Genomic DNA, 24,496 nt, shown 5'->3' with positions numbered 1-24,496 from the left:
ATATTAAATCAGTCAACGGCTAAACCTGAATAAGTTTATCACAACGGCATTTGAAAAGCAAACGCCGCCCTTTAGGAACCCTGGTTTTAAAGGTTATCAAGAATTTTTTTAATGTCCTTGTAAACATCATCAATGTCACGGTCACCGTCAACATTGTGTAATAAGTTTTCTTGACCGTAAAAATCAATTAACGGCGTGTTCAACTTAACGTTCACGTCTAACCGGTTCTTAACGGTTGCGGGCTTGTCATCTTCACGTTGATAGAAGTCGTGCCCACCACAAACGTCACAAGTGCCTTCAACTTTAGGCTTGTTGTAAATCTTGTGGTAAGTCGTGCCACAAGTCCGGCAAATGAAACGACCGGAAAGCCGTTCAACTAACACGGCTGGTTCAACGTGAATGTTGATCACGCCGTCCAACGGCTTGTTGAGGTCTTTCCCGATTTGTTTCAAAGCGTGGGCTTGATCAATGTTACGTGGATAACCGTCAAGCAAGAAACCATTTTTCGTATCCGCTTCGGCTAAACGGTCACGAACGATGCCGTTAGTGACTTCGTCCGGAACCAAGTTACCCTGGTCGATATACTTTTTGGCTTCAAGGCCCATCTTAGTTTCGTTCTTAATAGCGGCTCGGAAGATATCCCCCGTCGAAATATGCGGAATATCAAAATCTTCGAGGATCTTCTGAGCTTGAGTACCCTTACCGGCACCTGGTAGTCCCATTAAAATCAGGTTCATTGTTCCCATGCTTTTTTCCTCCTAAAAGTACAAATGTGCTGAGTTTCCCCAACACATTCGCTTGATTAACGGATAAAACCGACGTAATCGCGTTTCATCATTAATCCTTTAATTTGACGAATAGTTTCAAGGGCAACCCCGACAACGATCAGTAAGCTCGTCCCACCTAAACCAATGGATTCATCCAAGCCCCAAATATCAGAAGCTAATAATGGAATCAAGGAAATCAACCCAAGGTAAAGGGAACCAACCGTACTTAACCGCATCAACAATTTTGAAACCCAGTCCTGAGTATCCTTACCCGGCCAAACACCAGGAATATAGCTGCCTTGCTTTTGCAAGTTCTTGGAGAGTTTTTCAGGGTTGACCTGAACAAACGCGTAGAAGAACGTGAAGAGCACGATCAGAACGGTATATAGGATCGCACCGGTCGTCGACTGCATATTAAAGATGTTACTCATGACTTGGTACCAAGTTTCGTCACCATGACTCGCTTGGAAACCTAGTAAAATCGTTTGGGGTGTTGCAATGAAGGAACTCGCGAAAATAACGGGAATAACCCCGGCAACGTTCACCTTCAGTGGTAGGTAACTACTGTCAGGCGCACCAGCTGCACGACGCGTGTATTGAATTGGAATTCGGTCATTTGCTTGTTCGACCCAGGTCACAAACATGACGATGATCAAAACAATTAATAACAACCCAACGACAAACAACCCACTTTGCCACCATTGATCCTTGGCTACGTTAACGAATTGTTCTTGGTAAATTTGATAAATCGACGTAGGCATGCGGGCAATGATCCCGGCGAAGATGATAATGGAAACCCCATTACCGATCCCGCGGTCGGTGATCATGTCCCCCATCCAAGTCGTTAACATCGCCCCACCGGTTAGGATGATCCCAATCGTCAGGTAGGTGCTAATGCTTGGATTATCAACTAATTTAAGTTGACTGAGGGAGTTAAACCCGGCAGTGATCCCAATCGATTGAATGAACGCTAGGGCGATGGTCAGCCAGCGGGTCGCTTGATTAAGCTTGCGCCGACCAACTTCACCCTGTTTGCCCCATTCAACAAACTTCGGAACGATATCCATTTGTAACAGTTGGACAATGATTTGTGCAGTAATGTAGGGGGATACCCCCATAGCAAGGATGGAATAATTTGTTAAACCGCCACCACTGAATGTATTCAACATACTTATCAGCCCCGACGACGCAACCGATTGGAGCGCCTGGGCGTTAACCCCGGGAACTGTGATATAAGAGCCAAGACGAAATACAATCAAAACGCCCAACGTGAACAGAAGTTTATTCCGAATATCCTTTACTTTGAGAGCGTTCTTCATGGTAGTCAGCAAATTAGATCACCTCAGTTTTACCGCCAGCAGCTTCAATTGCCGCAACAGCGGTTGCGGAGAACTTGCTTGCCTTAACTGTTAATTTTTTGTTGAGTTTACCATTACCGAGAACTTTAACAGCAGAACTCTTTTTAACTAAGCCGGCTTCCTTTAATGATTCTGGTGTTACTTCGGCACCATCATCAAAACGGTTTAAGCCGTCAAGGTTAACAACCGCATATTCTTTACGGTTGATGTTAGTAAATCCACGTTTAGGAATCCGACGGTACAATGGCATTTGGCCACCTTCGAAACCTACACGAACCTTACCACGCGCCTTTTGACCCTTTTGGCCACGACCAGAAGTCTTACCTTGGCCACTTGAGTCACCACGACCAATGCGACGACGTGAAAAACGTGAACCTTCACTAGGTGTTAATTCATGTAACTTCATTTAGTAGGCACCTCCTCTTTGAAAATTTTAATTACTTAACGATTTCAACATCGATCAAGTGAGCGATGTGAAAGATTTGTCCGCGAGTTGCCGCGTCATCAGGTTTGATAACTGAGCTGTTAACCCGGCCCAAACCTAATTCCTTAACAATTTTACGTTGCTTAGGAAGACGGTGAGCTGCGCTGCGAACTAAAGTGATCTTTAATTGAGCCATGTTGTTTGTCCTCCTATTATTCAGCTAAGTGTTCGGCTGAAACACCACGTAAAGCGGCAATTTGTTCAGCAGTCTTTAAGCTCTTTAAGCCTTCGAACGTTGCACGAACAACGTTAACGGGCGTGTTTGAGCCAAGTCGCTTACTAGTAACATCATCCACACCGGCTAATTCCATGACGGCACGAACGGCGCCACCAGCGGCAACCCCAGAACCTTCAACGGCAGGCTTAAGCAAAATGCGGCCACCGCCGTAAACACCGATAGTTTCATGAGGAATGGTGGTACCAACCATTGGTACAGTGATCAAGTTCTTTTTAGCAGCTTCGGAAGCTTTCCGAATTGCTTCTGGAACTTCTTGAGCCTTACCAGTACCGAAACCAACGTGTCCTTTGTGGTCCCCAACGATTACTAACGCAGCAAAACGTAGGCGACGACCACCTTTAACAACTTTGGTAATCCGGTTAATGGCAACAACGTTATCGTCAAGATCTAATTTTGATGGATCAATGAAAGTCATATGGTATTATTCCTCCTTTGTTAGAATTTAAGTCCGTTTTCACGAGCGGCTTCAGCCAAGGCTTGAACCCGACCGTGATATAAGTAACCGCCACGATCAAAGACTACGTCTGAGATCTTCTTTTCAGCAGCTCGTTTAGCAACAACTTCACCGACGGACGCAGCCTTTTCGGTTTTGTTGTTACCCTTAACTTCGCTATCTAAAGTTGAGGCACTTGCGAGCGTTACACCCTCTACATCATCAATAACTTGAGCGTAGATGTTTTTGTTTGAACGATAAACATTTAAGCGTGGGCGCTCAGCAGTACCAGAAATCTTACCGCGAACACGTGCGTGACGACGTTGACGTGTTTTGTTTTTATCTGGTTTTGAAATCACAATAGTCACCTCTATATATTAGTATGGACAGCTTTAAGCTGCATTATTTACCAGTTTTACCTTCCTTACGACGAACATATTCATCGACGTAACGAATCCCTTTACCTTTGTAAGGTTCAGGCGAACGAATCGCCCGAACTTCGGCAGCAAAGTCACCAACAGCTTGCTTACCAATACCAGAGATATTGATGTGCGTGTTGTCAGGAACTTCGACCGTTAAGCCTTCGGGCGTTGCGAATTCAACTGGGTGGGAGTAACCAACGCTTAATACTAACTTCTTGCCTTGCAATTGGGCACGGTAACCAACACCGACCAATTGAAGGTTCTTAGTAAAGCCTTTAGTAACCCCTTCAACCATGTTGTTGACATTGGCACGGGTAGTACCGTGTAATGCCTTCATTTTGTAATCATCAGTTGGGCGCGTGAATTTAACTTCGTTGCCTTCAACTGACATCGTAATCTTGCTGTCGATGTTCCGCGTTAACGTTCCCTTAGGTCCCTTAACCGTAACGACTTCGCCAGCTTGTGAAACTTCTACCCCAGCGGGTAATTCAATTACTTTATAACCAATACGACTCACTTAGTTGCACCTCCCGTCTTATTTAGATATTACCAAACGTAAGCTAAAACTTCGCCGCCAAGCTTCTTAGCGCGAGCTTCTTTATCAGTAATTACGCCTTCTGAAGTTGAGATGATAGCAATCCCTAAACCGTTTAAAACCTTAGGAACAGCATCAGCTTTGACGTATGAACGTAAACCTGGCTTTGAAATACGCTTCAAACCAGAAATAACCCGTTCATTGTCCTTACCATACTTCAAGAAGACACGGATGATGCCCTGTTTGTCATCATCGATGTATTCAACGTCGCGAACAAAACCTTCATTCTTTAAAATTTCAGCAATGTTGCGTTTGATTTTTGATGCAGGAACTTCTAATGAATCGTGACGTACCATGTTAGCGTTACGGATACGAGTCAAGAAATCTGCGATTGGATCAGTCATCATGAAAGTTTAACCTCCTTTAACTTGGGTTCGTTTTTACCAGCTGGCCTTTTTCATGCCAGGGATTTGACCTTTGTGGGCCAGGTCGCGTAAGCAGATACGGCACAAGTGGAATTTACGGTAAACTGAATGTGGACGACCACAACGTTCGCAGCGCGTGTAGTTTTGTACGTTAAACTTGGCGCCACGCTTTTGTTTAGCAATTTGTGATTTTTTAGCCAACTTCGATTAACCCCCTTCGGTTATTTGGCAAATGGCATGCCAAATTGAGTTAACAGCTCACGTGATTCTTCATCACTATCAGCCGTCGTGACGATTACAATGTCCAAACCGCGAACACGGTTAACATTGTCATAGTTGATTTCTGGGAAGATCAATTGTTCACGGACACCCAACGTGTAGTTACCGCGACCATCAAATGAACGAGTACTTACACCATGGAAGTCACGAACACGTGGTAATGAAACGTTGATCAACTTGTCCAAGAAGTCATACATACGTTCACCACGTAAGTCAACTTTGGCACCAATTGCCATACCTTCACGAAGACGGAAACCGGCGATAGATTTCTTTGCCCGGGTAACCAATGGTTTTTGACCGGAGATCAAAGTCAATTCTTCGACTGCTTCGTCTAAGTTTTTAGCGTTGGTAACTGCATCACCAACACCCATGTTCAAAACGATCTTTGCCAGCTTAGGAACTTGCATTACTGAAGTGTAATTGAACTTGTCAACTAATGCTGGAACGATTTCTTTTTCATATTGAGCTTTTAAACGGTTTTCCATGAAACTTGCTTCCTCCTTTCAGTCAGTTTTAGTTTTCTAAGTCCTTACCAGACTTTTTAGCAAAACGGACACGCTTGCCATCATCTTCGCGACGAACACCTAAACGCGTAGGTTCGTTGGTCGATGGGTCAAGGAACATAACGTTCGAAATATCAATTGGTGCTTCGATATCTACGATCCCGCCTTGTGGGTTAACGTTCGTTGGTTTTTGGTGTTTCTTGATCTTGTTAACACCTTCAACAACGACACGGTTCTTGGCAACGAGTACCTTTTTAACAGTACCTTCTTGACCACGATCCTTACCGCTGATTACACGAACTTTATCACCAGTTTTAATCAACATTAGGTTGCGCACCTCCTTATTTACGGTGTGTGACTACAGAACTTCTGGCGCTAATGAAACGATACGCATGAAGTCCTTATCACGTAATTCACGAGCGACAGGGCCAAAGATACGAGTCCCTTGCGGAGTCTTGTCATCTTTGATAATAACTGCAGCATTTTCGTCAAACTTGATGTATGAACCGTCAGCACGGTGAACGCCAGACTTAGTCCGAACGATTACGGCTTTAACGACATCGTGAGCTTTGACAACACCACCGGGTGTTGCTTGTTTGACCGTAGCAACGATAATGTCACCAATGTTAGCAGTTTTCCGACCAGAGCCACCTAATACCTTAATAGTAAGGATTTCACGGGCACCGGAGTTGTCAGCAACTTTTAAACGACTTTCTTGTTGGATCACAGTAAGTGTCCTCCCTTCATGTAATTTTATTCAGCTAATCTAGATAATAACAGCTTTTTGAACAACTTCAAGTAAGCGGAAACGCTTAGTAGCTGAAAGAGGACGAGTTTCCATGATCTTGACGATATCGCCAATTTTGGCTTCATTCTTTTCATCATGAGCCTTGAATTTCTTTGAATAACGAACACGTTTGCCGTATACCGGATGGTTCTTGTAAGTTTCTTGAACGACAACGATGGTCTTATCCATCTTATCAGAAACAACGCGTCCTTGGATTACCTTACGGCTGTTACGAGTATCTTCACTCATTCGTGATTGCCTCCTTTATACTCTACTTGTTTAACTCTTGTTCACGCAACGCAGTTTTGATACGCGCAATGTTCTTACGAACTTGTTTTAAACGAGCGGTGTTTTCAAGCTGACCAGTGGCCAATTGAAAACGCAAGTTGAAAAGTTCGTCTTTGTAAGACTTTTCTTTTTCGAGCATTTCAGCAGTGGACAATGCTTTAATTTCCTTAGCCTTCATCTGATTCGCCACCTACTTCCTCACGCTTAACAATCTTAGTTTTAACAGGTAACTTGGTGCCGGCTAAGCGTAAAGCTTCGCGAGCAACTTCTTCGGAAACGCCACCGACTTCAAACATAACCTTGTTACGCTTTACTGGGGCAACCCAACCTGCAGGAGTACCTTTCCCATTACCCATCCGCACACCAACACCTTTTTCAGTGTAGGACTTGTGAGGGAAAATCTTAATCCATACCTTACCGCCACGCTTCATGTAACGGTTCATAGCAACACGGGCAGCTTCAATCTGCCGGTTACTGATCCAGTGTGATTCGAGTGTTTGTAACCCGTATTCACCAAAAGCAACTGTTTTACCGCCTTTAGCTTCACCGCGCATCTTACCACGGTGAACACGACGGTACTTAACCCGTTTAGGTACCAGCATGTTTATTTCCCTCCTTTAGCTGCAGATTTCTTTTCTGGCAAGATTTCGCCACGGTAGATCCAGGTCTTAACACCTAACTTACCGTAAGTGGTACGAGCTTCAACCCATGAGTAGTCGATGTCCGCACGCAAAGTATGCAACGGAACCGTTCCATCAGAGTAAGCTTCAACACGAGACATGTCGGCACCGTTTAAACGGCCGGCAACTTGGGTCTTAATACCCTTGGCACCTGAACGCATAGTACGTTGCATAGCACCACGCATTGCACGACGGAAAGCAACCCGGCCTTCCAATTGACGCGCAATACTTTCACCAACTAATTTAGCATCTAAATCAGGCTTCTTGATTTCGATGATGTTGATGTGTACTCGCTTACCAGTTAAATTGTTTAATTCTTTACGAAGTGCTTCAACTTCAGAACCACCCTTACCGATAACCATCCCTGGTTTTGCGGTGTGGATTGAAATGTTGACGCGATTTGCGGCGCGTTCGATTTCAACGGTGGAGACGGAAGCGTCGGCAAGTCGTTGTTCGATATACTTACGGATGCGTAAATCTTCGTTCAAGTAGGCAGCAAAATCTTTTTCAGCATACCATTTTGCGTCCCAATCACGAATGATCCCTACACGTAATCCGGTTGGATTTACTTTTTGACCCACGCGTTATCCCTCCTATTTTTCAGTAACTGTGATCGTAATGTGGCTAGTCCGCTTGTTGATTGGGGAAGCAGAACCCTTTGCCCGTGGACGGAACCGTTTTAAGGTTGGTCCTTCGTTAACAAAAGCTTCGCTTACGACCAAATCTTCACGATCTAAGTCAAAGTTGTTTTCAGCGTTAGCAACTGCTGATAATAATACCTTTTCAACTACTGGAGAAGCACCCCGTGGAGTGAACTTCAAAGTTGCTAAGGCTTCGGCAACGCTTTTACCTCTGATAAGATCGACAACTAGGCGGACCTTACGAGCGGCGATACGAACAGTTTTTGCAGTTGCACGTGCAGATGTTACTTGTTCAGCCATTCTATATATCCTCCTAACTACTTAGTTGTCTTATCGTCTGTACCGTGACCATGGAAAGTACGAGTTGGAACGAATTCGCCTAACTTGTGACCTACCATATCGTCTTGGATATAAACTGGGACATGCTTACGCCCATCATATACAGCGATAGTGTACCCAATAAAACTTGGGAAAATTGTTGAACGACGTGACCACGTCTTGATGACAGATTTCTTGTCAGAATCAGATTGCGCATCGATCTTCTTTAAAAGATGTGCATCTGCGAAAGGTCCCTTCTTTAAACTACGACCCATCGTGTGACCTCCTCTCGAGAACTACAGTAATTTCAAATATTAGTGTTTGCCTGGGCGACGACCACGAACAATCAGCTTGTTTGAACGAGCCTTAGTGTTACGAGTCTTCTTACCAAGCGTCTTCTTACCCCATGGAGACATTGGAGATGGATGACCGATTGGTGCTTTACCTTCACCACCACCATGAGGGTGATCGTTAGGGTTCATTACAGAACCACGAACCGTTGGACGTTTACCTTGCCAACGCGTACGACCGGCTTTACCTGAGTTGATCAATTCGTGTTGTTCGTTACCAACAGTACCAATCGTAGCACGGCTAGTTAACAGAACTAAGCGAACTTCACCAGAAGACAAACGAACAATGGCGTACTTGCCTTCCTTACCAAGTAATTGAGCTGAAGCACCAGCAGAGCGAGCTAATTGGCCACCCTTACCCGGCTTCAATTCGATGTTGTGAATAACAGTACCAACTGGAATGTTGTTTAATGGTAAGGCGTTACCAACCTTGATGTCGGCTTCGGCACCTGATTGAACCGTCATACCAACTTCCAAACCTTTTGGTGCTAAAATGTATGATTTCACACCGTCAGCGTAAACTAATAAAGCGATGTTTGCTGTCCGGTTAGGATCATATTCGATTGCTTTAACGGTTGCAGGAAGTTCATCCTTGATCCGCTTAAAGTCAACCAAACGGTATTGTTGCTTGTGACCGCCACCACGGTGACGAACAGTAATGTGACCATAACTGTTACGACCGGCAGTATGACTTTGTGAGTCTAATAATGACTTTTCTGGTTTAGTCTTAGTAATTTCGGCGAAATCAGAACCAGTCATGTTACGACGGCCGTTAGTGGTTGGTTTATACTTCTTAATACCCACTAGAGTTACCTCCTAAATTAGATTTATTGTTGATCGTCGTTGAACAACTTAATTTCGTTAGAATCAGAACTTAAGGTAACAATAGCCTTACGACGCTTCTTAGTGTAGCCGGCGTAACGACCTTGACGCTTAAATTTCCCTTTAACGTTCATCACGTTAACTTTAACGACCTTAACATCGAAGATTTCTTCGATGGCTTTTTTAACTTGTGTTTTTGTCGCCTGTACGTTGACATCAAATGTGTAGCGCTTGTCGTCCAAGTCAGCCATTGATGCTTCAGTAACTACAGGACGTAGAATTACATCGCGTGCTTCCATTATGCGAGCGCCTCCCCTAATTGATCGAGGGCTTTTTGAGTAACGACTAATTTGTCACTATTAGCGACATCTAAGACGTTAACACCTTTGGCTTTAAGGATCTTAACATTTGGTAAGTTCCGACCTGCCAAAGCAGCCTTTTCATTGTCCTCTTCAACCAAAACAAGAGTCTTGGTGTCTAAGTTGAGGTTATTTAATACGTTAGCAAATTCCTTAGTCTTTGGTGCGTCGAAAGCTAAAGTTTCAACGGCAACTAAGCTGTTGTCTAAGACCTTTTGTGAAAGGACAGACTTCAAAGCTAAGCGCATAACCTTCTTAGGTAATTTGTAGCTGTATGAGCGTGGAGTTGGTCCGAAGACGATCCCACCTTTACGCCATTGTGGCGAACGGATAGAACCTTGACGCGCACGACCAGTACCCTTTTGACGCCATGGTTTACGACCACCACCGCGACGAGCACTACGGTTCTTAACTGCGTGAGTTCCTTGACGCAAAGATGCACGTTGCATCAAAATGGCGTCAAATACCACGTTTTCGTTTGGTTCAATACCAAACACAGCGTCGTTTAAAGTAACGTCACCATTTTGCGTACCGTCTTGTTTGTATAATGCTACGCTAGTCATGTATTATGTCCTCCTTCCTTATTTACTCTTAACAGATGTTTTAATCGTTACAAATGATTTGTTAGCGCCAGGGACGTTCCCTTTGATTAACAATACGTTGTTTTCAACGTCGGCACGAACAACTTGTAAGTTTTGCATCGTCCGTTGGTGATTACCCATCCGGCCTGGTAACTTCTTACCTTTGAAGACCCGGTTGATAATGGCACCTAATGAACCAGGACGACGGTGGTAACGAGAACCGTGAGCCATAGGACCGCGGCTTTGGCCGTCCTTATGGATATTACCTTGGTAACCATGACCTTTGGTGATACCCGTAACGTCAACGGCGTCGCCAGCTGCGAAAATGTCAGCCTTGACTTCGTCACCTTGTGTGTAATCTCCAAGCTCAACATTACGAATTTCACGAATGAAGCGCTTAGGAGTCGTTTTTGCTTTTGCTGCATGACCTTGAGCAGGTTTGTTCGTCAAGACTTCACGCTTGTCGTCAACACCTAATTGAATTGCATCGTAACCGTCGTTTTCAACGGTCTTAACTTGCAACACAACGTTTGGTTGAACTTCAACAACTGTAACTGGGACTAATTCCCCGTTTTCAGTGAAGACTTGCGTCATTCCTACCTTTTTCCCTAAGATTCCTTTAGTGGTCATGAGTACACCTCCAATTAATTGATTTTAGTATTAAAAATTAAAGCTTGATTTCAATATCCACACCGCTAGGCAAGTCTAACTTCATTAATGAGTCGACCGTCTTAGGCGTTGGGTTAACGATATCGATTAACCGCTTGTGAGTCCGCATTTCGAATTGTTCACGTGAGTCCTTAAACTTATGTGGTGAACGTAGAACGGTGTAAATGGTCCGTTCAGTTGGTAAAGGAATTGGACCTGAAATAGTAGCACCAGTTCTCTTTGCCGTTTCGACAATCTTGTCAGCTGACTGATCAAGAATGCGGTGTTCGTATGCCTTTAAGCGAATACGAATTTTTTGCTTTGCCATTGTTGTGACCTCCTTCGTCTATTTTGAAAATAAGACTAGCTCCGTGAAAATTACCGCCACGTCCCATGACAATGTGGCCGGGCGTGTCGCAACCTTTCACATCAAAGCTAACTACGACTACTTGATGCTGGGGGGTACAGTACTCCCCTTCTAAATACCAAGCACAATCTATAATAAATGAAAAGCTTTGTAATAGCAAGTGTTTTCGCACTTTTTTCTAACCATCGTTGTAAACCGTGTTACCTTTTTTGAACCAGCATCAATAAATATAACATGAATCAATACTGATTAGTAGGGTTTTACTGGATTAATTTATGTAAACCGTTTTCGCGGCTCGCCATTATCCAACCGTTAGTCTTAAAACCAACAGAAGCAAGCATACCACACAACGCTCGATTTTCTGGCCAATATGCACTTCCAAATTTTAAGTACTCCCGTTACGGCCCATCAACTTAGCTCCTTTTAACGGGTTACTTCTATAGTATGGTGTCACCAACTCGCACCGTGCCTCATACTAGCCGGCTCAGCACGTCTAAGACCCCTTCCGCGTTATTACTCGTCGTCTGGTGCGGTACCCGCGCCTTGACGTGTTCAACGGCGTTAGCCATGGCGTAGGCGTGGGGGGTCACCGTTAGCATGCTTAGGTCGTTCTCGTTATCACCAAAGGTCATTAACTCATCGTCGGCGATGCCGTACTTATTTTGCAGTTCACGGATCCCGGCCCCCTTATTGACCGTCGCCGCGCTGATCAGTTCGGTCTGGTACCCGGACGTCTGACTGGTCACTCCCGCTGGTAATTGGGGGCGGAGCCGCGTTAACGCCCGTTGAAAGTTCACCTGCTCGGCAAAGGTGATGCCAATGCTCGTGATCTGGTCGTTTAACCGGGCCGCCGTGACGCCTGCTAAATTGGGGACCCGTTGTAAATGGTCATAGTAATGGTAAGTTTGTTGCCAACTGGCATCGGAGATCAACTGATCAACGTACGCCGACTTAACCCCCACCACCAAGTGTTCCGCCACCTCACTAGCCGTAAACGCACGTGCGATCGCCACAAGCGTGGTCCTTACCGCACTCGCCGGCATCGCCGTGACCCGCAAAAGTTGGCCATCGCTGTGGACGACCGCGCCGTTTTGCGAAACGAAGTCCATCTGGTCTTGAAAAGCCCCAAACTGAGTCTGTAAGCGTTGGTACTGCGAACCACTGGCCGCGACTACCCGAATGCCCCGTTGGCGCAGCTTAGGCAGTAACGCCCCGTAACGCTGATGATTATACGTGTTTTGATCATTTAAAAACGTCCCATCCATGTCAAACGCCACTAATTTGATGGTCATCTTGGCACCTCCTCTAAAAATATCAGTTTAACACATCACAAGTCCCCGTGAAAAATGACTTGATTTTCATACCCGGGCACTCCCAGACCGTCCGTGAACGCAAAAAAAGGCGGTGACAAAAGTCACAGCCTCTTCTTCATCTCCGAACATTTATTGTTGAAACGAGTGTCAAAAGTCAGCCGGCTCCACTCACCAGCTAACCGACTTTTGGCACACTCTGGCAAAAAAAAGCCCCGAGCACGCGGCTCGAGGCTTAAAGGTTTTAACCAAGCTTAGTTGGCAGCGGGAGTGCCACCGTTCTTCTTGATGATTTCTTCTTGAACAGACTTTGGTACCTTTTCGTAATGGTCAAAGGTCATGGTGAAAGTCCCACGACCTTGCGTAGCTGAACGTAACGTGGTTGCGTAACCAAACATTTCAGCTAACGGAACGTAAGCGTGCACTTCTTGGGCATTCCCACGTTCTTCCATACCTTCGATGTTACCACGACGGGCGGTAACGTGACCCATAACATCACCTAAGTAATCTTCTGGGGCAACGATATCAACCTTCATGATTGGTTCGAGGATAACCGGACCGGCACTCTTAGCGGCGTTCCGTAAGGCCAATGAAGCGGCAATCTTGAAGGCTGCTTCACTAGAATCGACATCATGGTAAGACCCATCATAGAGCTTAGCCTTAACGTCAACTAACGGATAACCAGCTAACACACCGTTAGCCATGGATTCCTTCAAACCTTGTTCAACTGAAGGAATGTATTCGCGAGGAACAACCCCACCGACGATGGCGTCTTCGAATTCGAAGCCTTTACCTTCTTCGTTAGGTGTAAATTCAACCCAAACATCCCCGTATTGACCTTTACCACCAGATTGGTGAACGAATTTCCCTTGAACCTTAGTTGGTTTCGTGAAGGTTTCACGGTAGGAAACTTGAGGGGCACCAACGGTTGCTTCAACGTTGAATTCACGACGCATCCGGTCAACGATGATGTCCAAGTGAAGTTCACCCATCCCAGCGATCAAAGTTTCACCAGTTTCAGGGTTAGTTTCAGCCTTGAAAGTTGGGTCTTCTTCAGAAAGCTTTTGTAAGGCAACGTTCATCTTGTCTTGGTCAGCCTTAGTCTTAGGTTCAACGGCAACCTGGATAACTGGGTCAGGGAATTCCATTGATTCCAAGTGGTATGGATGGTCAATCGAAGTCAATGAGTCACCAGTCGTGGTGTTCTTCAAACCAATGGCAGCGGCGATATCACCAGAGAATACTTCTGGGATTTCTTTACGTTGGTTCGAGTGCATTTGAAGCAAACGACCAACCCGTTCACGCTTGTCCTTAGTGGCGTTCAAGACGTATGAACCAGATTCCAAAGTTCCTTGGTAAACCCGGATGAAAGTCAAACGACCAACGAATGGGTCGGTAGCAACCTTAAATGCTAAGGCGGCAAATGGCTTGTCATCACCGGCAATCAAGTCAACTTCTTGGTCGGTTTCAGGATCAGTGGCCTTGTAAGGCTTAACATCAAGAGGTGATGGTAAGTAGTCCACAACGGCGTCCATTAACATTTGAACACCCTTGTTCTTGAAGGCTGAACCAGCCAGAACAGGGAAGAATTCAAGTGCCAAAGTCCCTTTACGGATAGCAGCTTTAATTTCGTCTTTAGAAATTTCTTCACCGCCAAGGTACTTTTCCATGATACCGTCATCGATGTCGGCTAAGGCTTCGATCAAGTCGTCACGGGCAGCTTGGGCTTCTTCTTTGTATTCGTCAGGAACGTCAACCGTATCCCATTCAGTACCAAGTTGATCTTCATCATAAAGGTCAGCCTTCATTTCGATTAAGTCAATGACCCCTTCGAAATTGTCTTCGGCACCAATTGGTAATTGGATGGCGTGGGCGTTAGCTTGTAAACGATCGTGGATCGTGCTTACAGAGTACTTGAAGTCCGCACCAATTTTGTCCATCTTGTTAACGAAAACGATCCGGGGAACGTTATACGTTGAAGCTTGACGCCAAACCGTTTCAGTTTGGGGTTCAACACCAGATTGGGCATCCAATACGGCGATGGCACCATCTAAAACCCGGAGGGAACGTTCAACTTCAACGGTGAAGTCCACGTGTCCTGGGGTATCGATAATGTTGATACGGTGGTTTTTCCACTGTGCGGTAGTCGCAGCAGAGGTAATGGTAATCCCACGTTCTTGTTCTTGGGCCATCCAGTCCATTTGTGAAGCACCATCATGGGTTTCACCAATTTTGTGGATCTTACCAGTATAGTACAAGATACGTTCGGTAGTAGTAGTCTTACCGGCATCGATATGGGCCATAATACCAATGTTACGAGTCTTATCGAGTGAAAATTCTCTTGTATTAGCCATTAGTAATGTGTTTCTCCTCTCAAAATAAATGGAATAAACAATTATATAACATTTCTTGAAAAAAGTGACTACTATATGCTCACATATAATAGCCACCTTGTTGTTGCGTTTTAGTTAAAGGCGAGCTTTAACCAAATCACAGAAATATTACCAACGATAATGTGCGAAGGCACGGTTGGCTTCTGCCATCCGGTGAGTATCTTCACGTTTCTTAACGGAAGCACCGGTGTTGTTAGCAGCATCCATGATTTCACGAGCTAACCGGTCGGACATTGTATGTTCGCCACGTGAACGAGCATATTGGGTAATCCAACGAAGGCCTAAGGTCGTTTTACGGTCTGGGCGAACTTCGATTGGAACTTGGTAGTTAGAACCACCAACACGGCGGGCCTTAACTTCAAGTACTGGCATAACGTTCTTCATGGCTTCTTCGAAGACTTCCAAAGGATCGTTACCAGTTTGTTCCTTAATTTGATCAAACGCATCGTAAAGGATCGTTGATGCGGTACCGCGTTTACCATCTAACATTAAGTGGTTAATTAAACGCGTAACTAACTTAGAATTATACATTGGATCTGGCAAAACTTCGCGCTTTGCTGGTGCACCTTTTCTTGGCATTTAACTTACCTCCTTATTATTTCTTAGGTTTCTTGGTACCGTACTTGGAACGGCTTTGGCGACGGTCTTCAACACCGGCAGTATCCAAAGCACCACGGATAACGTGGTAACGAACCCCAGGTAAATCCTTAACACGACCACCACGAATTAAAACAACACTATGTTCTTGGAGGTTATGACCAATACCAGGAATGTAAGCAGTAACTTCGATTAAGTTTGATAAACGTACACGTGCGTATTTCCGTAAAGCCGAGTTAGGCTTCTTAGGAGTCATGGTACCGACACGAGTGGCAACCCCACGTTTTTGCGGTGCTGGGTTCTTAGTTGCAACCTTCTTGTAACTGTTATACCCAAAGTTTAAAGCTGGGGAATTTGATTTTGATACTTTAGTTTTACGACCTTTACGAATTAATTGGTTAATTGTAGGCATATTCTAAAGTGTCCTCCTTCCAAAATTGTCTGATTTTAAGTCCACACATCCAGGTGGTTCTTTTTTAAGTAAAAAAACGACACCCAAACGATGGCGATTGTGCGATAAGCCGACCAGTCAGCATGTCTGTATTCCTGATACAGGAATCTGTCTGCAAAAAGCACCTTTACTAAGGTAACACGGCATCACCGCAACTGTCAACCAGAAATGTAAGTTTAGCGGTAGTTTTCAGTCCCCGGCTCCCAACTTATCCGCCTTAAAAAAACGGGGCCGCCCCCCGCTTTACGGAGTTAGGGTTAGACGAGGGAGGGAGCAACGTTGCTTTTATTATCCGGTTACCTATTTATTTGCGGCACCTGCGTGGGGTCGTTTATTACTTGTATGGCGGAACGGACCTGTGCCGCGCGACCGCTGCTTAATCGCCAGCGGTCCGTGTGCCCGACTTGTTTGCGGCAGTTGCGCTGGTGGCAGCTCCTGCCGCTGATTGGCGTGTTGATTCAGCGGGGCCGCTGCTGGGACTGTCACCACCCGATCAACTTGCGTTCCAGTTACGTCGAATTACTTTGCGGAACGTTGGCCCTGACCAGTTTCCCGCAACCCAATCTGGCCCTGCTCTGCGGGTACGCGGTGCTGTTTTTTAACAGCCTGACCGACACCCTCCAGTTCACGGTGTATCCAATCACGCTGCTGCCTCCCGCCCTGTTGGGACTGATGGGGGGATTCCCCTTCCCCGACATGCCCTTAGTCATTTTAGGCGGGTTACTGCTCGGGTTGTTTTTGCTGGCCCGCTACTCGGCCAAATTTGGCATGGGCGACGTGGACGTTTTACTCATGCTCAGCTGCCTGGCGCCCCCGGTAACGGTCATCACAAGTCTGACCCTCGCTGCCTTTGCCGCACTAGTCACGTTTAGTTTGGACCGCCGCTCCGCGCGCCGACTCCCCTTCGTGCCGTTCATGACCTGGGGCTTCGTGCTCTGCACGCAGTTCGGCAACTAACCGCGTTGCGCTATGTAACGCAAAAGGACGGCCCACGGGGGTCGTCCTTTTACTAACGGCTAACAATTACTTGCTAGCGTCTTGTTCTTGCATTTGTTTTTCAAGGTCGCTGATCGAGTAAACCCCGTCAGCCACGTTGCCAACTTCCTTGGGCTTGATGTGCCGATAGTTTGGCATCCCAGTCCCGGCAGGAATAATCTTACCAATGATAACATTTTCCTTAAGACCGATCAGTGGATCGTTCTTACCACGGATAGCAGCATCGGTTAAGACCCGGGTCGTTTCTTGGAATGAAGCCGCTGATAAGAAACTGTTGGTTTCAAGGGCGGCCTTGGTGATCCCAAGGATAACTGGACGGGCCGTCGCCGGAATACCACCGGAAATCAAGGTCTTGTAGTTATCATCCTTGAAGTCCGCAATATCCATTAACGTACCAGGTAAGACGTCGGTATCGCCCGGATCCATGACCCGAACTTTACGTAACATCTGACGAATCATGATTTCAACGTGCTTATCGCCAATTTCAACCCCTTGCATCCGGTAAACCCGTTGGACTTCACGGAGCAAGTAGTTTTCAGTTGATAAGACGTCCCGAACTTGAATTAATTGCTTAGGATCGATTGACCCAACGTTTAAGGCCGCGCCACGGTGAATAAAGTCGCCTTCACTAACCGCCATCCGCGCCGTCAACGGTAAGGTGTAAGTCCGGGTATCAGTTTCACCCTTAACCGTAACTTCCTTAGTCCGTTCCGCTGGGTTTTCTTCGATTGATTGCACCGTACCAGTAACTTCGGTGATTTCGGCACGACCTTTAGGATTACGTGATTCAACAATTTCTTGAACCCGTGGCAACCCTTGGGTAATATCGTCCCCGGCAACCCCACCAGTATGGAAAGTCCGCATGGTCAGTTGCGTACCGGGTTCACCGATTGATTGAGCGGCAACCGTACCAACGGCTTCGCCGACTTCAACTTCGTCACCAGTGGCCATGTTACGGCCGTAGCAGTGTTCACAAACCCCGTGTTTCGTGTTGCAAGTAAAGGCTGAACGAATGGTTACTTCAGTCACACCGGCGTCCACGATCTTTTGGGCTAACTCTTCGTCGATCATCACGTTGTTGCCAACGATTTCTTCGTGGGTTTCAGGGTTGAAGACCGTCTTCATCGTGTAACGACCTAAGATCCGGTCGTACAATGGTTCGATGACTTCGTTACCTTCCATAATGGCACTGATCCGTAAACCACGGTCAGTCCCACAATCCTTTTCACGCACGATCACGTCTTGCGCAACGTCAACCAGACGACGAGTCAAGTAACCTGAGTTGGCAGTCTTCAGGGCCGTATCGGTCATCCCTTTACGGGCACCGTGGGTCGAAATAAACATTTCCAAGACGGACAGCCCTTCACGGAAGTTCGAAAGAATTGGTAATTCCATGATCTTCCCGTTAGGAGCGGCCATCAAACCACGCATCCCGGCTAATTGAGTAAAGTTTGAGATGTTACCACGGGCACCAGAATCACTCATCATGAAGATTGGGTTATCCGGACTGAAACTTTCAACCAGTTTTTGTTGAATTTGGTCCTTAGCGTCGTTCCAGACACCAATGACCCGTTCGTACCGTTCGTCATCGGTAATTAAACCACGACGGAACTGTTTTGAAATCGTGTTAACTTGCTTGTGGGCGGCGTCGATAATGGCTGGCTTTTCTTTCAAGTCGGTAATATCGGCAACCCCGACCGTCAAACCAGACTTAGTTGAAATGTTGTAACCTAAGTCCTTCATCCGGTCAAGCAAGAGTGACGTTGCCGTCACGTGGTACTGTTTGTAAACTTCGGCGATGATGTCGGCCAAGAAGCCCTTCTTAAACGGCATGATCAAGTCCTGCGCGTCTAAGAATTGGTGAATATCTTCACCCGGCTTCAAGAAGTACTTGTCCGGCGTCCCGTCGATCAAGTTATCGTTAGTCGGTTCGTTCAAGTAAGGGAACTTCTTCGGCAAAATGTCATTAAAGATCGCCTTACCAACGGTCGTTACTAAGATTTCTTGTTTTTCTTCGTCGGTAAACGGCTTTTCGGGCATCGATGAGGCTTGGATCCCAACCCGGCTGTGCATGTGCACGTAACCAGCTTGGTAAGCTTTTTGGGCTTCGTTCAAGTCCTTAAAGATCATGCCTTCGCCTTCACGACCAACTTCTTCGGTCGTCAAGTAGTAGTTACCGATAACCATATCTTGAGACGGCGTCACAACGGGTTTCCCGTCCTTAGGCGCCAAAATATGGTGGGCAGCTAACATTAACAACCGGGCTTCGGCTTGGGCTTCGTCGGATAACGGCAAGTGAATGGCCATTTGGTCCCCGTCAAAATCGGCGTTGTAAGCTTCACAAGCCAACGGGTGCAACCGCATCGCTTTACCACTAACCAATACGGGTTCGAACGCTTGAATCCCTAAACGGTGAAGCGTAGGGGCCCGGTTCAACAGAACGGGGTGTTCCTTGATAACGTCTTCCAAGACGCCCCAAACGTCGTCGTCAGCCCGTTCGATCTTACGCTTAGCGTTCTTAATGTTCGAAGCTAATTCGCGCTTGACCAATTCCTTCATAATAAACGGCTTGAAGAGTTCCAACGCCATTTGACGCGGCAGACCCATTTGGTTCATCTTCAAGAAAGGACCAACGTCGATAACGGAACGACCAGAATAGTCAACCCGCTTACCAAGTAAGTTTTGACGGAAACGACCTTGCTTCCCCTTCAACATGTGTGAGAGGGACTTCAGCGGACGGTTACCAGGACCAGCCACCGGACGACCCCGCCGACCGTTATCGATCAAGGCGTCGACGGCTTCTTGGAGCATCCGTTTTTCGTTTTGTACGATGATGCCGGGCGCGTTTAAGTCTAATAAACGCTTCAACCGGTTGTTACGGTTGATGACCCGCCGGTACAGATCGTTCAAGTCGGAAGTGGCAAAACGGCCACCTTCCAGTTGAACCATCGGTCGAAGATCCGGTGGGATGACCGGAATCGCGTCCATTACCATCCAAGCCGGTTCGTTACCAGAAGTAATGAAGGCTTCAACGATATCCAAACGCCGAACGGCCCGGGTCCGTTTTTGACCCGAAGCGTCCTTTAAGGCTTCTTTCAAGTCGCGGGCTTCTTTTTCAAGGTCCACGTCATTTAATAAGCGCTTGATGGCTTCAGCACCCATTTCGGCGTCAAATTCATTGCCGTACTGGGCCTTCTTTTCACGGTATTCACGTTCAGAAAGCAGTTGCTTCTTTTCAAGCGGCGTGTTACCAGGTTCGATAACGACGTATGAAGCGAAGTAAATGATTTCTTCAAGTGCACGGGGGCTCATGTCTAACACTAAGCCCATCCGGCTAGGGATACCCTTAAAGTACCAGATGTGCGTTACTGGCGCGGCGAGTTCGATGTGACCCATCCGTTCACGACGAACTTTAGAACGGGTAACTTCGACCCCACACCGGTCACAGACGATTCCCTTATAACGGATCCGTTTGTATTTACCACAAGCACATTCCCAATCCTTGGTAGGACCGAAAATCCGTTCGTCAAACAGACCGTCTTTTTCGGGTTTCAATGTCCGGTAGTTAATGGTTTCCGGCTTTTTGACTTCGCCATATGACCAGCTGCGGATCTTATCTGGTGATGCCAGACCGATCTGCATGCTTTCAAACTTGTTGACATCGATCAAAGGACCGACCTCCCTTTTTATTGATTATCCTGGTGCGCGTTCGTTGTTGCTTCAGTCGTCGTTGTATCGGTCTTACCCGACTTGTCAGCGGCCTTTTGTTGTTGTTCTTGTTGGAATTTGCTTAAGGCATCCACGTTAACCACTTCATCGTCGTCATCGTCCATGTCCCGCAATTCAATTTCTTTATCGTCAGCATCCAGCACCTTCATATCAAGGCCCAGTGCTTGTAATTCTTTAACCAGCACGCGGAAGGATTCCGGCACACCCGGCTTAGGAATTGGTTCACCCTTAACGATGGCTTCATAGGTCTTAACCCGACCAACCACGTCATCGGACTTGTAAGTCAAGATTTCTTGAAGGGTGTAGGCTGCCCCGTACGCTTCAAGGGCCCAAACTTCCATTTCACCAAACCGTTGGCCACCAAATTGCGCTTTCCCACCAAGGGGTTGTTGCGTAACTAAGGAGTACGGTCCAATTGAACGGGCGTGGATCTTATCATCGACCATGTGGCTAAGTTTCATGTAGTGCATGACCCCAACGGCAATCCGCTTGTCGAAAGGTTCCCCGGTCCGACCATCGTAGACGATTGACTTACCGTCTTCGTCGACACCGGCTTCACGAACGGCCTTCCAAATATCAGAATCACGCGCCCCATCAAAGACTGGTGTGGCCATGTGGATACCGAGCTTACGTGCGGCCATCCCCAAGTGCAATTCCAAAACTTGTCCGATGTTCATCCGTGAAGGCACACCCATGGGACTCAACATGATATCGATTGGCGTCCCGTCTGGCATGTACGGCATATCTTCTTGCGGTACCACGATGGAAACGGTCCCCTTGTTACCATGACGACCGGCCATCTTGTCACCAACTTGAATCTTCCGCTTTTGCGCGATGTAAACGCGGACCATCATGTTAACACCAGGTGAAAGTTCGTCCCCGTTTTCACGGGTAAAGATCTTAACGTCCTGGATGATCCCGCCGCCACCGTGAGGAACCCGCAGTGAGGTATCCCGGACTTCACGGGCCTTTTCACCAAAGATGGCGTGTAGTAACCGTTCTTCGGCTGATAATTCCGTAACCCCTTTAGGCGTTACCTTACCAACTAAGATGTCACCGTCTTTAACTTCGGCACCGATCCGGATGATCCCGTCTTCGTCCAAGTTCTTCAAAGCGTCTTCCCCAACGTTAGGGATTTCGCGGGTCATTTCTTCAGGTCCTAACTTCGTATCACGCGCTTCTGATTCGTATTCTTCAATGTGAATCGAAGTGTAAACATCTTCGCGAACTAACCGTTCGTTAATGATGATGGCATCTTCGAAGTTATAACCGTTCCAAGTCATGAAGGCTACTAATGGGTTTTGACCTAAGGCTAATTCCCCGCCTTCCATGGCTGGCCCGTCGGCTAAGACTTCGTCATTATCGACGTGGTCGCCGACTTTAACGATTGGCCGTTGGTTATAGTTCTTACCACCGTTTGACCGGCGGAATTTCATTAATTTGTAAGTGTCAAGCGAACCATCGTCGCGGCGAACGCGAACTTCACGCGCGTCAACGTATTCAACGGTCCCTTCATGACGACAGATCAAGGCGATCCCGGAGTCGTGGGCCGCTTTGTATTCAATCCCAGTCCCGATTAACGGAGCGTGCGGATCAACCAGCGGAACGGCTTGCCGTTGCATGTTGGCACCCATGAGGGCCCGGTTAGAGTCATCGTTTTCCAAGAAAGGAATACATGCCGTTGCGACGGCAACCACTTGTTTAGGTGAAACGTCCATGTAATCGACATTTTCGATTGACGTTTCCAAGTTTTCTTCCTTTTCCCGGGCTAAAACGGTGTCTTCAACGAACGAACCGTCATCGTTCAATGGCGAGTTGGCTTGCGCGATCACAAATTGGTCTTCTTCGTCGGCTGCTAAGTAGTCGATCTTATCGGTAACCTTATGCGTCGTCCAGTCAACCCGGCGATACGGTGTTTCGATGAACCCGTAACGGTTGACCTTGGCGTAAGAAGCCAAACTGTTGATCAAACCGATGTTCGGGCCTTCAGGCGTTTCGATTGGGCACATCCGACCGTAGTGGGTATAGTGCACGTCTCGAACTTCATAACCGGCACGGTCACGGGTCAAACCACCAGGTCCTAAGGCTGATAAACGCCGCTTATGCGTTAATTCACCTAACGGGTTGGTTTGGTCCATGAATTGTGACAGTTGTGATGACCCGAAGAATTCTTTGATTGAAGCAACCACGGGACGAATGTTGATCAATTGTTGCGGCGTTACGGTTGCGGCGTCTTGGATCGACATCCGTTCACGAACGACCCGTTCCATCCGGGATAACCCGATCCGGAATTGGTTTTGCAATAATTCACCCACGGAACGAATCCGCCGGTTACCCAAGTGATCAATGTCATCGGTCGTGCCGAGGCCTTCTTGCAAGTTAAAGAAGTAGTTAATGGAAGCAATGATATCCGCTGGCAAAATGTGCTTGAACTTCAAATCAATGTTGCCGTTCCCAATCACGTTCAGCACCTTTTCAGGGTCGTTTTGGGAGTAAACTTTAACCACTTGTAAGACCATCGGGTTAGTGACGACTGATTCGTCGGAAGGCGTGTAGGTGATCGTCTTGAAATCGTCACGTTCCAAGTATGGTGCTAACTTGGCCATCACGTTCTTGTCAATGACGTCGCCCTTTTGCGCGATCACTTCACCAGTGTCGGGATCAGCTAAGGTTTCCGCTAAGGTTTGACCAGTTAAACGGGTCTTCATACTTAACTTCTTGTTGACCTTGTAACGACCAACCGGTGCGAAGTCGTAACGTTTCGGATCAAAGAACCGAGCCGTTAACAAACTCCGGGAACTGTCGGCAGTTTTGGGTTCACCAGGACGTAGCCGTTCGTAGATATCCTTTAAGGATTCTTCGACCCGGGAATCGTCGGTGTTTTTATGAACGTCCTTTTCCAACGTGTTCATCAAACTGTCAGTTTCACCCAACATATCGATGATATCGTCGTCGGAACCGAAACCTAAGGCCCGGACTAATTCCGTTAACGGAATCTTCCGCGTCCGATCGATCCGAACGTAGGCGATGTTCTTGGCGTCGGTTTCTAATTCCAGCCAAGCCCCACGGTTAGGAATAACGGTGGTACCGTAGCTTGGACGGCCGTTTTTATCTAATTCTTCATTGAAGTAAACGCCGGGTGAACGAACCAATTGTGAAACAATGACCCGTTCGGCACCGTTAATGATGAACGTCCCTTGTTCAGTCATTAATGGAAAATCACCGAAGAATACGTCTTGCGATTTGATTTCACCAGTTTCGTGGTTAGTCAAACGCAAGGTCACATGCAATGGTGCCGAGTAGTTGGCATCATGTTCACGAGCTTCTTCGACGGTGTACTTTGGTTCTAATAGTTGATAGTCGACAAATTCAAGTGAAAGTTTCCCTGCGAAATCGTCGATTGGCATAATATCTTCAAACATTTCCCGGAGACCTTCGTCCAAGAACCATTGGTAAGAATCGGTTTGGATTTCGATCAAGTTAGGCAAATCAAGAACTTCCTTGATACGCGCATAACTTCTACGGGTACGGTGTTTACCGTATTTTACTAAATGTCCGGCCAAGTTGTTCACCCCTTCTTATTATTCCGGAACCCGCTCGCCGTTCAATCAAATATTACATTTATGTTACAAATGCGTTATTAACCGAATTTTGAGCATAAAAAAACCAAAAATAGTCATTTAAGTTAACTATTTTTGGATTATTATTAACGAACCGCGCAGACAATAGATTGCG

Annotated in this window: 30 protein-coding genes; 1 reads left to right on the top strand and 29 read right to left on the bottom strand. The window is 46.6% G+C overall.

Going from position 1 to position 24,496, the window contains the following annotated elements:
* Nucleotides 1–86: 86 nt before the first annotated feature.
* From D1831_RS01235 to rpsL, 27 genes are all read right to left on the bottom strand, one after another.
* Entirely contained in the window at nt 87–737 is a 651-nt protein-coding gene (locus D1831_RS01235) for an adenylate kinase (protein WP_318531876.1), read from the bottom strand.
* Between the two features lie 65 nt (nt 738–802).
* Nucleotides 803–2,098: a preprotein translocase subunit SecY gene (gene secY, locus D1831_RS01230; RefSeq protein WP_125070853.1), complete on the bottom strand. Its 1,296-nt coding sequence runs from the start codon at nt 2,096–2,098 to the stop codon at nt 803–805.
* A gap of 1 nt (nt 2,099) precedes the next feature.
* A complete protein-coding gene (rplO, locus tag D1831_RS01225; RefSeq protein WP_003638079.1) occupies nt 2,100–2,531 on the bottom strand; it encodes a 50S ribosomal protein L15 in 432 nt (143 codons plus the stop codon).
* A 31-nt stretch (nt 2,532–2,562) separates the two neighbouring features.
* A complete protein-coding gene (gene rpmD, locus D1831_RS01220; protein ID WP_057706086.1) occupies nt 2,563–2,745 on the bottom strand; it encodes a 50S ribosomal protein L30 in 183 nt (60 codons plus the stop codon).
* A 16-nt stretch (nt 2,746–2,761) separates the two neighbouring features.
* Nucleotides 2,762–3,262, bottom strand: coding sequence for a 30S ribosomal protein S5 (rpsE, locus tag D1831_RS01215; protein ID WP_125070852.1), 501 nt, complete (start codon nt 3,260–3,262; stop codon nt 2,762–2,764).
* A gap of 20 nt (nt 3,263–3,282) precedes the next feature.
* Nucleotides 3,283–3,648, bottom strand: coding sequence for a 50S ribosomal protein L18 (rplR, locus tag D1831_RS01210; RefSeq protein ID WP_057706088.1), 366 nt, complete (start codon nt 3,646–3,648; stop codon nt 3,283–3,285).
* A gap of 34 nt (nt 3,649–3,682) precedes the next feature.
* Nucleotides 3,683–4,219 carry a 50S ribosomal protein L6 gene (gene rplF / locus D1831_RS01205; protein WP_125070848.1) on the bottom strand — a complete coding sequence of 179 codons (537 nt, stop codon included), beginning with the start codon at nt 4,217–4,219 and terminating at the stop codon, nt 3,683–3,685.
* Between the two features lie 29 nt (nt 4,220–4,248).
* Nucleotides 4,249–4,644, bottom strand: coding sequence for a 30S ribosomal protein S8 (gene rpsH / locus D1831_RS01200; protein ID WP_003638074.1), 396 nt, complete (start codon nt 4,642–4,644; stop codon nt 4,249–4,251).
* A 33-nt stretch (nt 4,645–4,677) separates the two neighbouring features.
* Nucleotides 4,678–4,863, bottom strand: a complete 186-nt coding sequence (locus D1831_RS01195; protein ID WP_003638073.1) for a type Z 30S ribosomal protein S14 — start codon at nt 4,861–4,863, stop codon at nt 4,678–4,680.
* A 20-nt stretch (nt 4,864–4,883) separates the two neighbouring features.
* Entirely contained in the window at nt 4,884–5,426 is a 543-nt protein-coding gene (rplE, locus tag D1831_RS01190) for a 50S ribosomal protein L5 (protein ID WP_003638072.1), read from the bottom strand.
* Nucleotides 5,427–5,454: 28 nt separating this feature from the next.
* Nucleotides 5,455–5,769 carry a 50S ribosomal protein L24 gene (gene rplX, locus D1831_RS01185; RefSeq protein WP_125070846.1) on the bottom strand — a complete coding sequence of 105 codons (315 nt, stop codon included), beginning with the start codon at nt 5,767–5,769 and terminating at the stop codon, nt 5,455–5,457.
* Between the two features lie 33 nt (nt 5,770–5,802).
* Entirely contained in the window at nt 5,803–6,171 is a 369-nt protein-coding gene (gene rplN / locus D1831_RS01180) for a 50S ribosomal protein L14 (protein WP_125070844.1), read from the bottom strand.
* Between the two features lie 39 nt (nt 6,172–6,210).
* A complete protein-coding gene (gene rpsQ / locus D1831_RS01175) occupies nt 6,211–6,480 on the bottom strand; it encodes a 30S ribosomal protein S17 (protein ID WP_125070842.1) in 270 nt (89 codons plus the stop codon).
* A 22-nt stretch (nt 6,481–6,502) separates the two neighbouring features.
* Nucleotides 6,503–6,697: a 50S ribosomal protein L29 gene (rpmC, locus tag D1831_RS01170; protein ID WP_024624521.1), complete on the bottom strand. Its 195-nt coding sequence runs from the start codon at nt 6,695–6,697 to the stop codon at nt 6,503–6,505.
* Nucleotides 6,687–7,121: a 50S ribosomal protein L16 gene (gene rplP / locus D1831_RS01165; protein ID WP_125070841.1), complete on the bottom strand. Its 435-nt coding sequence runs from the start codon at nt 7,119–7,121 to the stop codon at nt 6,687–6,689. The genes rpmC and rplP overlap by 11 nt, the downstream gene beginning before the upstream one ends.
* 2 nt (nt 7,122–7,123) lie before the next feature.
* Nucleotides 7,124–7,780 carry a 30S ribosomal protein S3 gene (gene rpsC, locus D1831_RS01160; protein ID WP_125070839.1) on the bottom strand — a complete coding sequence of 219 codons (657 nt, stop codon included), beginning with the start codon at nt 7,778–7,780 and terminating at the stop codon, nt 7,124–7,126.
* A gap of 12 nt (nt 7,781–7,792) precedes the next feature.
* Nucleotides 7,793–8,140, bottom strand: a complete 348-nt coding sequence (rplV, locus tag D1831_RS01155) for a 50S ribosomal protein L22 (RefSeq protein ID WP_057706094.1) — start codon at nt 8,138–8,140, stop codon at nt 7,793–7,795.
* A gap of 17 nt (nt 8,141–8,157) precedes the next feature.
* On the bottom strand, nt 8,158–8,433 hold the full coding sequence (gene rpsS, locus D1831_RS01150) for a 30S ribosomal protein S19 (RefSeq protein ID WP_024624524.1): 276 nt from the start codon (nt 8,431–8,433) through the stop codon (nt 8,158–8,160).
* 39 nt (nt 8,434–8,472) lie between these two features.
* Nucleotides 8,473–9,312 carry a 50S ribosomal protein L2 gene (gene rplB / locus D1831_RS01145; RefSeq protein WP_125070837.1) on the bottom strand — a complete coding sequence of 280 codons (840 nt, stop codon included), beginning with the start codon at nt 9,310–9,312 and terminating at the stop codon, nt 8,473–8,475.
* 23 nt (nt 9,313–9,335) lie between these two features.
* Complete coding sequence (gene rplW, locus D1831_RS01140; RefSeq protein ID WP_024624526.1) at nt 9,336–9,629, bottom strand: 50S ribosomal protein L23; 294 nt, start codon at nt 9,627–9,629, stop codon at nt 9,336–9,338.
* Nucleotides 9,629–10,252: a 50S ribosomal protein L4 gene (gene rplD / locus D1831_RS01135; RefSeq protein ID WP_125070836.1), complete on the bottom strand. Its 624-nt coding sequence runs from the start codon at nt 10,250–10,252 to the stop codon at nt 9,629–9,631. Before rplD ends, rplW begins: the two co-directional genes overlap by 1 nt.
* An 18-nt stretch (nt 10,253–10,270) precedes the next feature.
* Nucleotides 10,271–10,900: a 50S ribosomal protein L3 gene (gene rplC, locus D1831_RS01130; RefSeq protein WP_125070834.1), complete on the bottom strand. Its 630-nt coding sequence runs from the start codon at nt 10,898–10,900 to the stop codon at nt 10,271–10,273.
* Nucleotides 10,901–10,937: 37 nt separating this feature from the next.
* Nucleotides 10,938–11,246: a 30S ribosomal protein S10 gene (gene rpsJ / locus D1831_RS01125; RefSeq protein WP_003638059.1), complete on the bottom strand. Its 309-nt coding sequence runs from the start codon at nt 11,244–11,246 to the stop codon at nt 10,938–10,940.
* Between the two features lie 509 nt (nt 11,247–11,755).
* The gene (locus D1831_RS01120; RefSeq protein ID WP_125070832.1) at nt 11,756–12,577 is read right to left on the bottom strand and encodes a Cof-type HAD-IIB family hydrolase; all 822 of its coding nucleotides are present in this window, start codon (nt 12,575–12,577) and stop codon (nt 11,756–11,758) included.
* A 272-nt stretch (nt 12,578–12,849) separates the two neighbouring features.
* Nucleotides 12,850–14,949, bottom strand: coding sequence for an elongation factor G (gene fusA / locus D1831_RS01115; RefSeq protein ID WP_125070830.1), 2,100 nt, complete (start codon nt 14,947–14,949; stop codon nt 12,850–12,852).
* Nucleotides 14,950–15,096: 147 nt separating this feature from the next.
* Complete coding sequence (gene rpsG, locus D1831_RS01110) at nt 15,097–15,567, bottom strand: 30S ribosomal protein S7 (RefSeq protein WP_125070828.1); 471 nt, start codon at nt 15,565–15,567, stop codon at nt 15,097–15,099.
* A gap of 16 nt (nt 15,568–15,583) precedes the next feature.
* Nucleotides 15,584–15,997 (bottom strand): 30S ribosomal protein S12, encoded by a 414-nt coding sequence (rpsL, locus tag D1831_RS01105; RefSeq protein ID WP_125070826.1) that lies wholly within the window; start codon nt 15,995–15,997, stop codon nt 15,584–15,586.
* A 318-nt stretch (nt 15,998–16,315) separates the two neighbouring features.
* Between rpsL and D1831_RS01100 the strand changes: the two genes are divergently transcribed.
* A complete protein-coding gene (locus D1831_RS01100; protein ID WP_225422744.1) occupies nt 16,316–16,993 on the top strand; it encodes a prepilin peptidase in 678 nt (225 codons plus the stop codon).
* Between the two features lie 66 nt (nt 16,994–17,059).
* On the opposite strand, the gene rpoC is transcribed toward D1831_RS01100, so the two are convergent.
* Together rpoC and rpoB are read right to left on the bottom strand one after the other, a co-directional pair.
* Nucleotides 17,060–20,701, bottom strand: a complete 3,642-nt coding sequence (rpoC, locus tag D1831_RS01095) for a DNA-directed RNA polymerase subunit beta' (RefSeq protein WP_125070824.1) — start codon at nt 20,699–20,701, stop codon at nt 17,060–17,062.
* 17 nt (nt 20,702–20,718) lie between these two features.
* Entirely contained in the window at nt 20,719–24,333 is a 3,615-nt protein-coding gene (gene rpoB / locus D1831_RS01090) for a DNA-directed RNA polymerase subunit beta (protein ID WP_179950276.1), read from the bottom strand.
* Nucleotides 24,334–24,496: the final 163 nt, after the last annotated feature.

The sequence above is a fragment of the Lactiplantibacillus garii genome (assembly GCF_003885105.1).
In the GTDB taxonomy this organism is placed as follows: Bacteria; Bacillota; Bacilli; order Lactobacillales; family Lactobacillaceae; genus Lactiplantibacillus; species Lactiplantibacillus garii.
Note: the sequence above shows the minus strand (reverse complement) of the source record. Positions and strands in the feature narration are given on the sequence as shown.

Coding starts and splice junctions, on each gene's coding strand:
- rpsS (WP_024624524.1), bottom strand. CDS start 8,433: ATGGGTCGTAGTTTAAAGAAGGGACCTTTCGCAGATGCACATCTTTTA.
- rpsH (WP_003638074.1), bottom strand. CDS start 4,644: ATGATGACTGATCCAATCGCAGATTTCTTGACTCGTATCCGTAACGCT.
- D1831_RS01235 (WP_318531876.1), bottom strand. CDS start 737: ATGAACCTGATTTTAATGGGACTACCAGGTGCCGGTAAGGGTACTCAA.
- D1831_RS01120 (WP_125070832.1), bottom strand. CDS start 12,577: ATGACCATCAAATTAGTGGCGTTTGACATGGATGGGACGTTTTTAAAT.
- rpmC (WP_024624521.1), bottom strand. CDS start 6,697: ATGAAGGCTAAGGAAATTAAAGCATTGTCCACTGCTGAAATGCTCGAA.
- rplW (WP_024624526.1), bottom strand. CDS start 9,629: ATGGAAGCACGCGATGTAATTCTACGTCCTGTAGTTACTGAAGCATCA.
- rpsG (WP_125070828.1), bottom strand. CDS start 15,567: ATGCCAAGAAAAGGTGCACCAGCAAAGCGCGAAGTTTTGCCAGATCCA.
- rplO (WP_003638079.1), bottom strand. CDS start 2,531: ATGAAGTTACATGAATTAACACCTAGTGAAGGTTCACGTTTTTCACGT.
- rplP (WP_125070841.1), bottom strand. CDS start 7,121: ATGCTGGTACCTAAACGGGTTAAGTACCGTCGTGTTCACCGTGGTAAG.
- rplD (WP_125070836.1), bottom strand. CDS start 10,252: ATGACTAGCGTAGCATTATACAAACAAGACGGTACGCAAAATGGTGAC.
- rplC (WP_125070834.1), bottom strand. CDS start 10,900: ATGACCACTAAAGGAATCTTAGGGAAAAAGGTAGGAATGACGCAAGTC.
- rplE (WP_003638072.1), bottom strand. CDS start 5,426: ATGGAAAACCGTTTAAAAGCTCAATATGAAAAAGAAATCGTTCCAGCA.
- rpmD (WP_057706086.1), bottom strand. CDS start 2,745: ATGGCTCAATTAAAGATCACTTTAGTTCGCAGCGCAGCTCACCGTCTT.
- rpsQ (WP_125070842.1), bottom strand. CDS start 6,480: ATGAGTGAAGATACTCGTAACAGCCGTAAGGTAATCCAAGGACGCGTT.
- rpsJ (WP_003638059.1), bottom strand. CDS start 11,246: ATGGCAAAGCAAAAAATTCGTATTCGCTTAAAGGCATACGAACACCGC.
- rpsE (WP_125070852.1), bottom strand. CDS start 3,262: ATGACTTTCATTGATCCATCAAAATTAGATCTTGACGATAACGTTGTT.
- rplX (WP_125070846.1), bottom strand. CDS start 5,769: ATGTTGATTAAAACTGGTGATAAAGTTCGTGTAATCAGCGGTAAGGAT.
- rpsL (WP_125070826.1), bottom strand. CDS start 15,997: ATGCCTACAATTAACCAATTAATTCGTAAAGGTCGTAAAACTAAAGTA.
- rplV (WP_057706094.1), bottom strand. CDS start 8,140: ATGGCTGAACAAGTAACATCTGCACGTGCAACTGCAAAAACTGTTCGT.
- fusA (WP_125070830.1), bottom strand. CDS start 14,949: ATGGCTAATACAAGAGAATTTTCACTCGATAAGACTCGTAACATTGGT.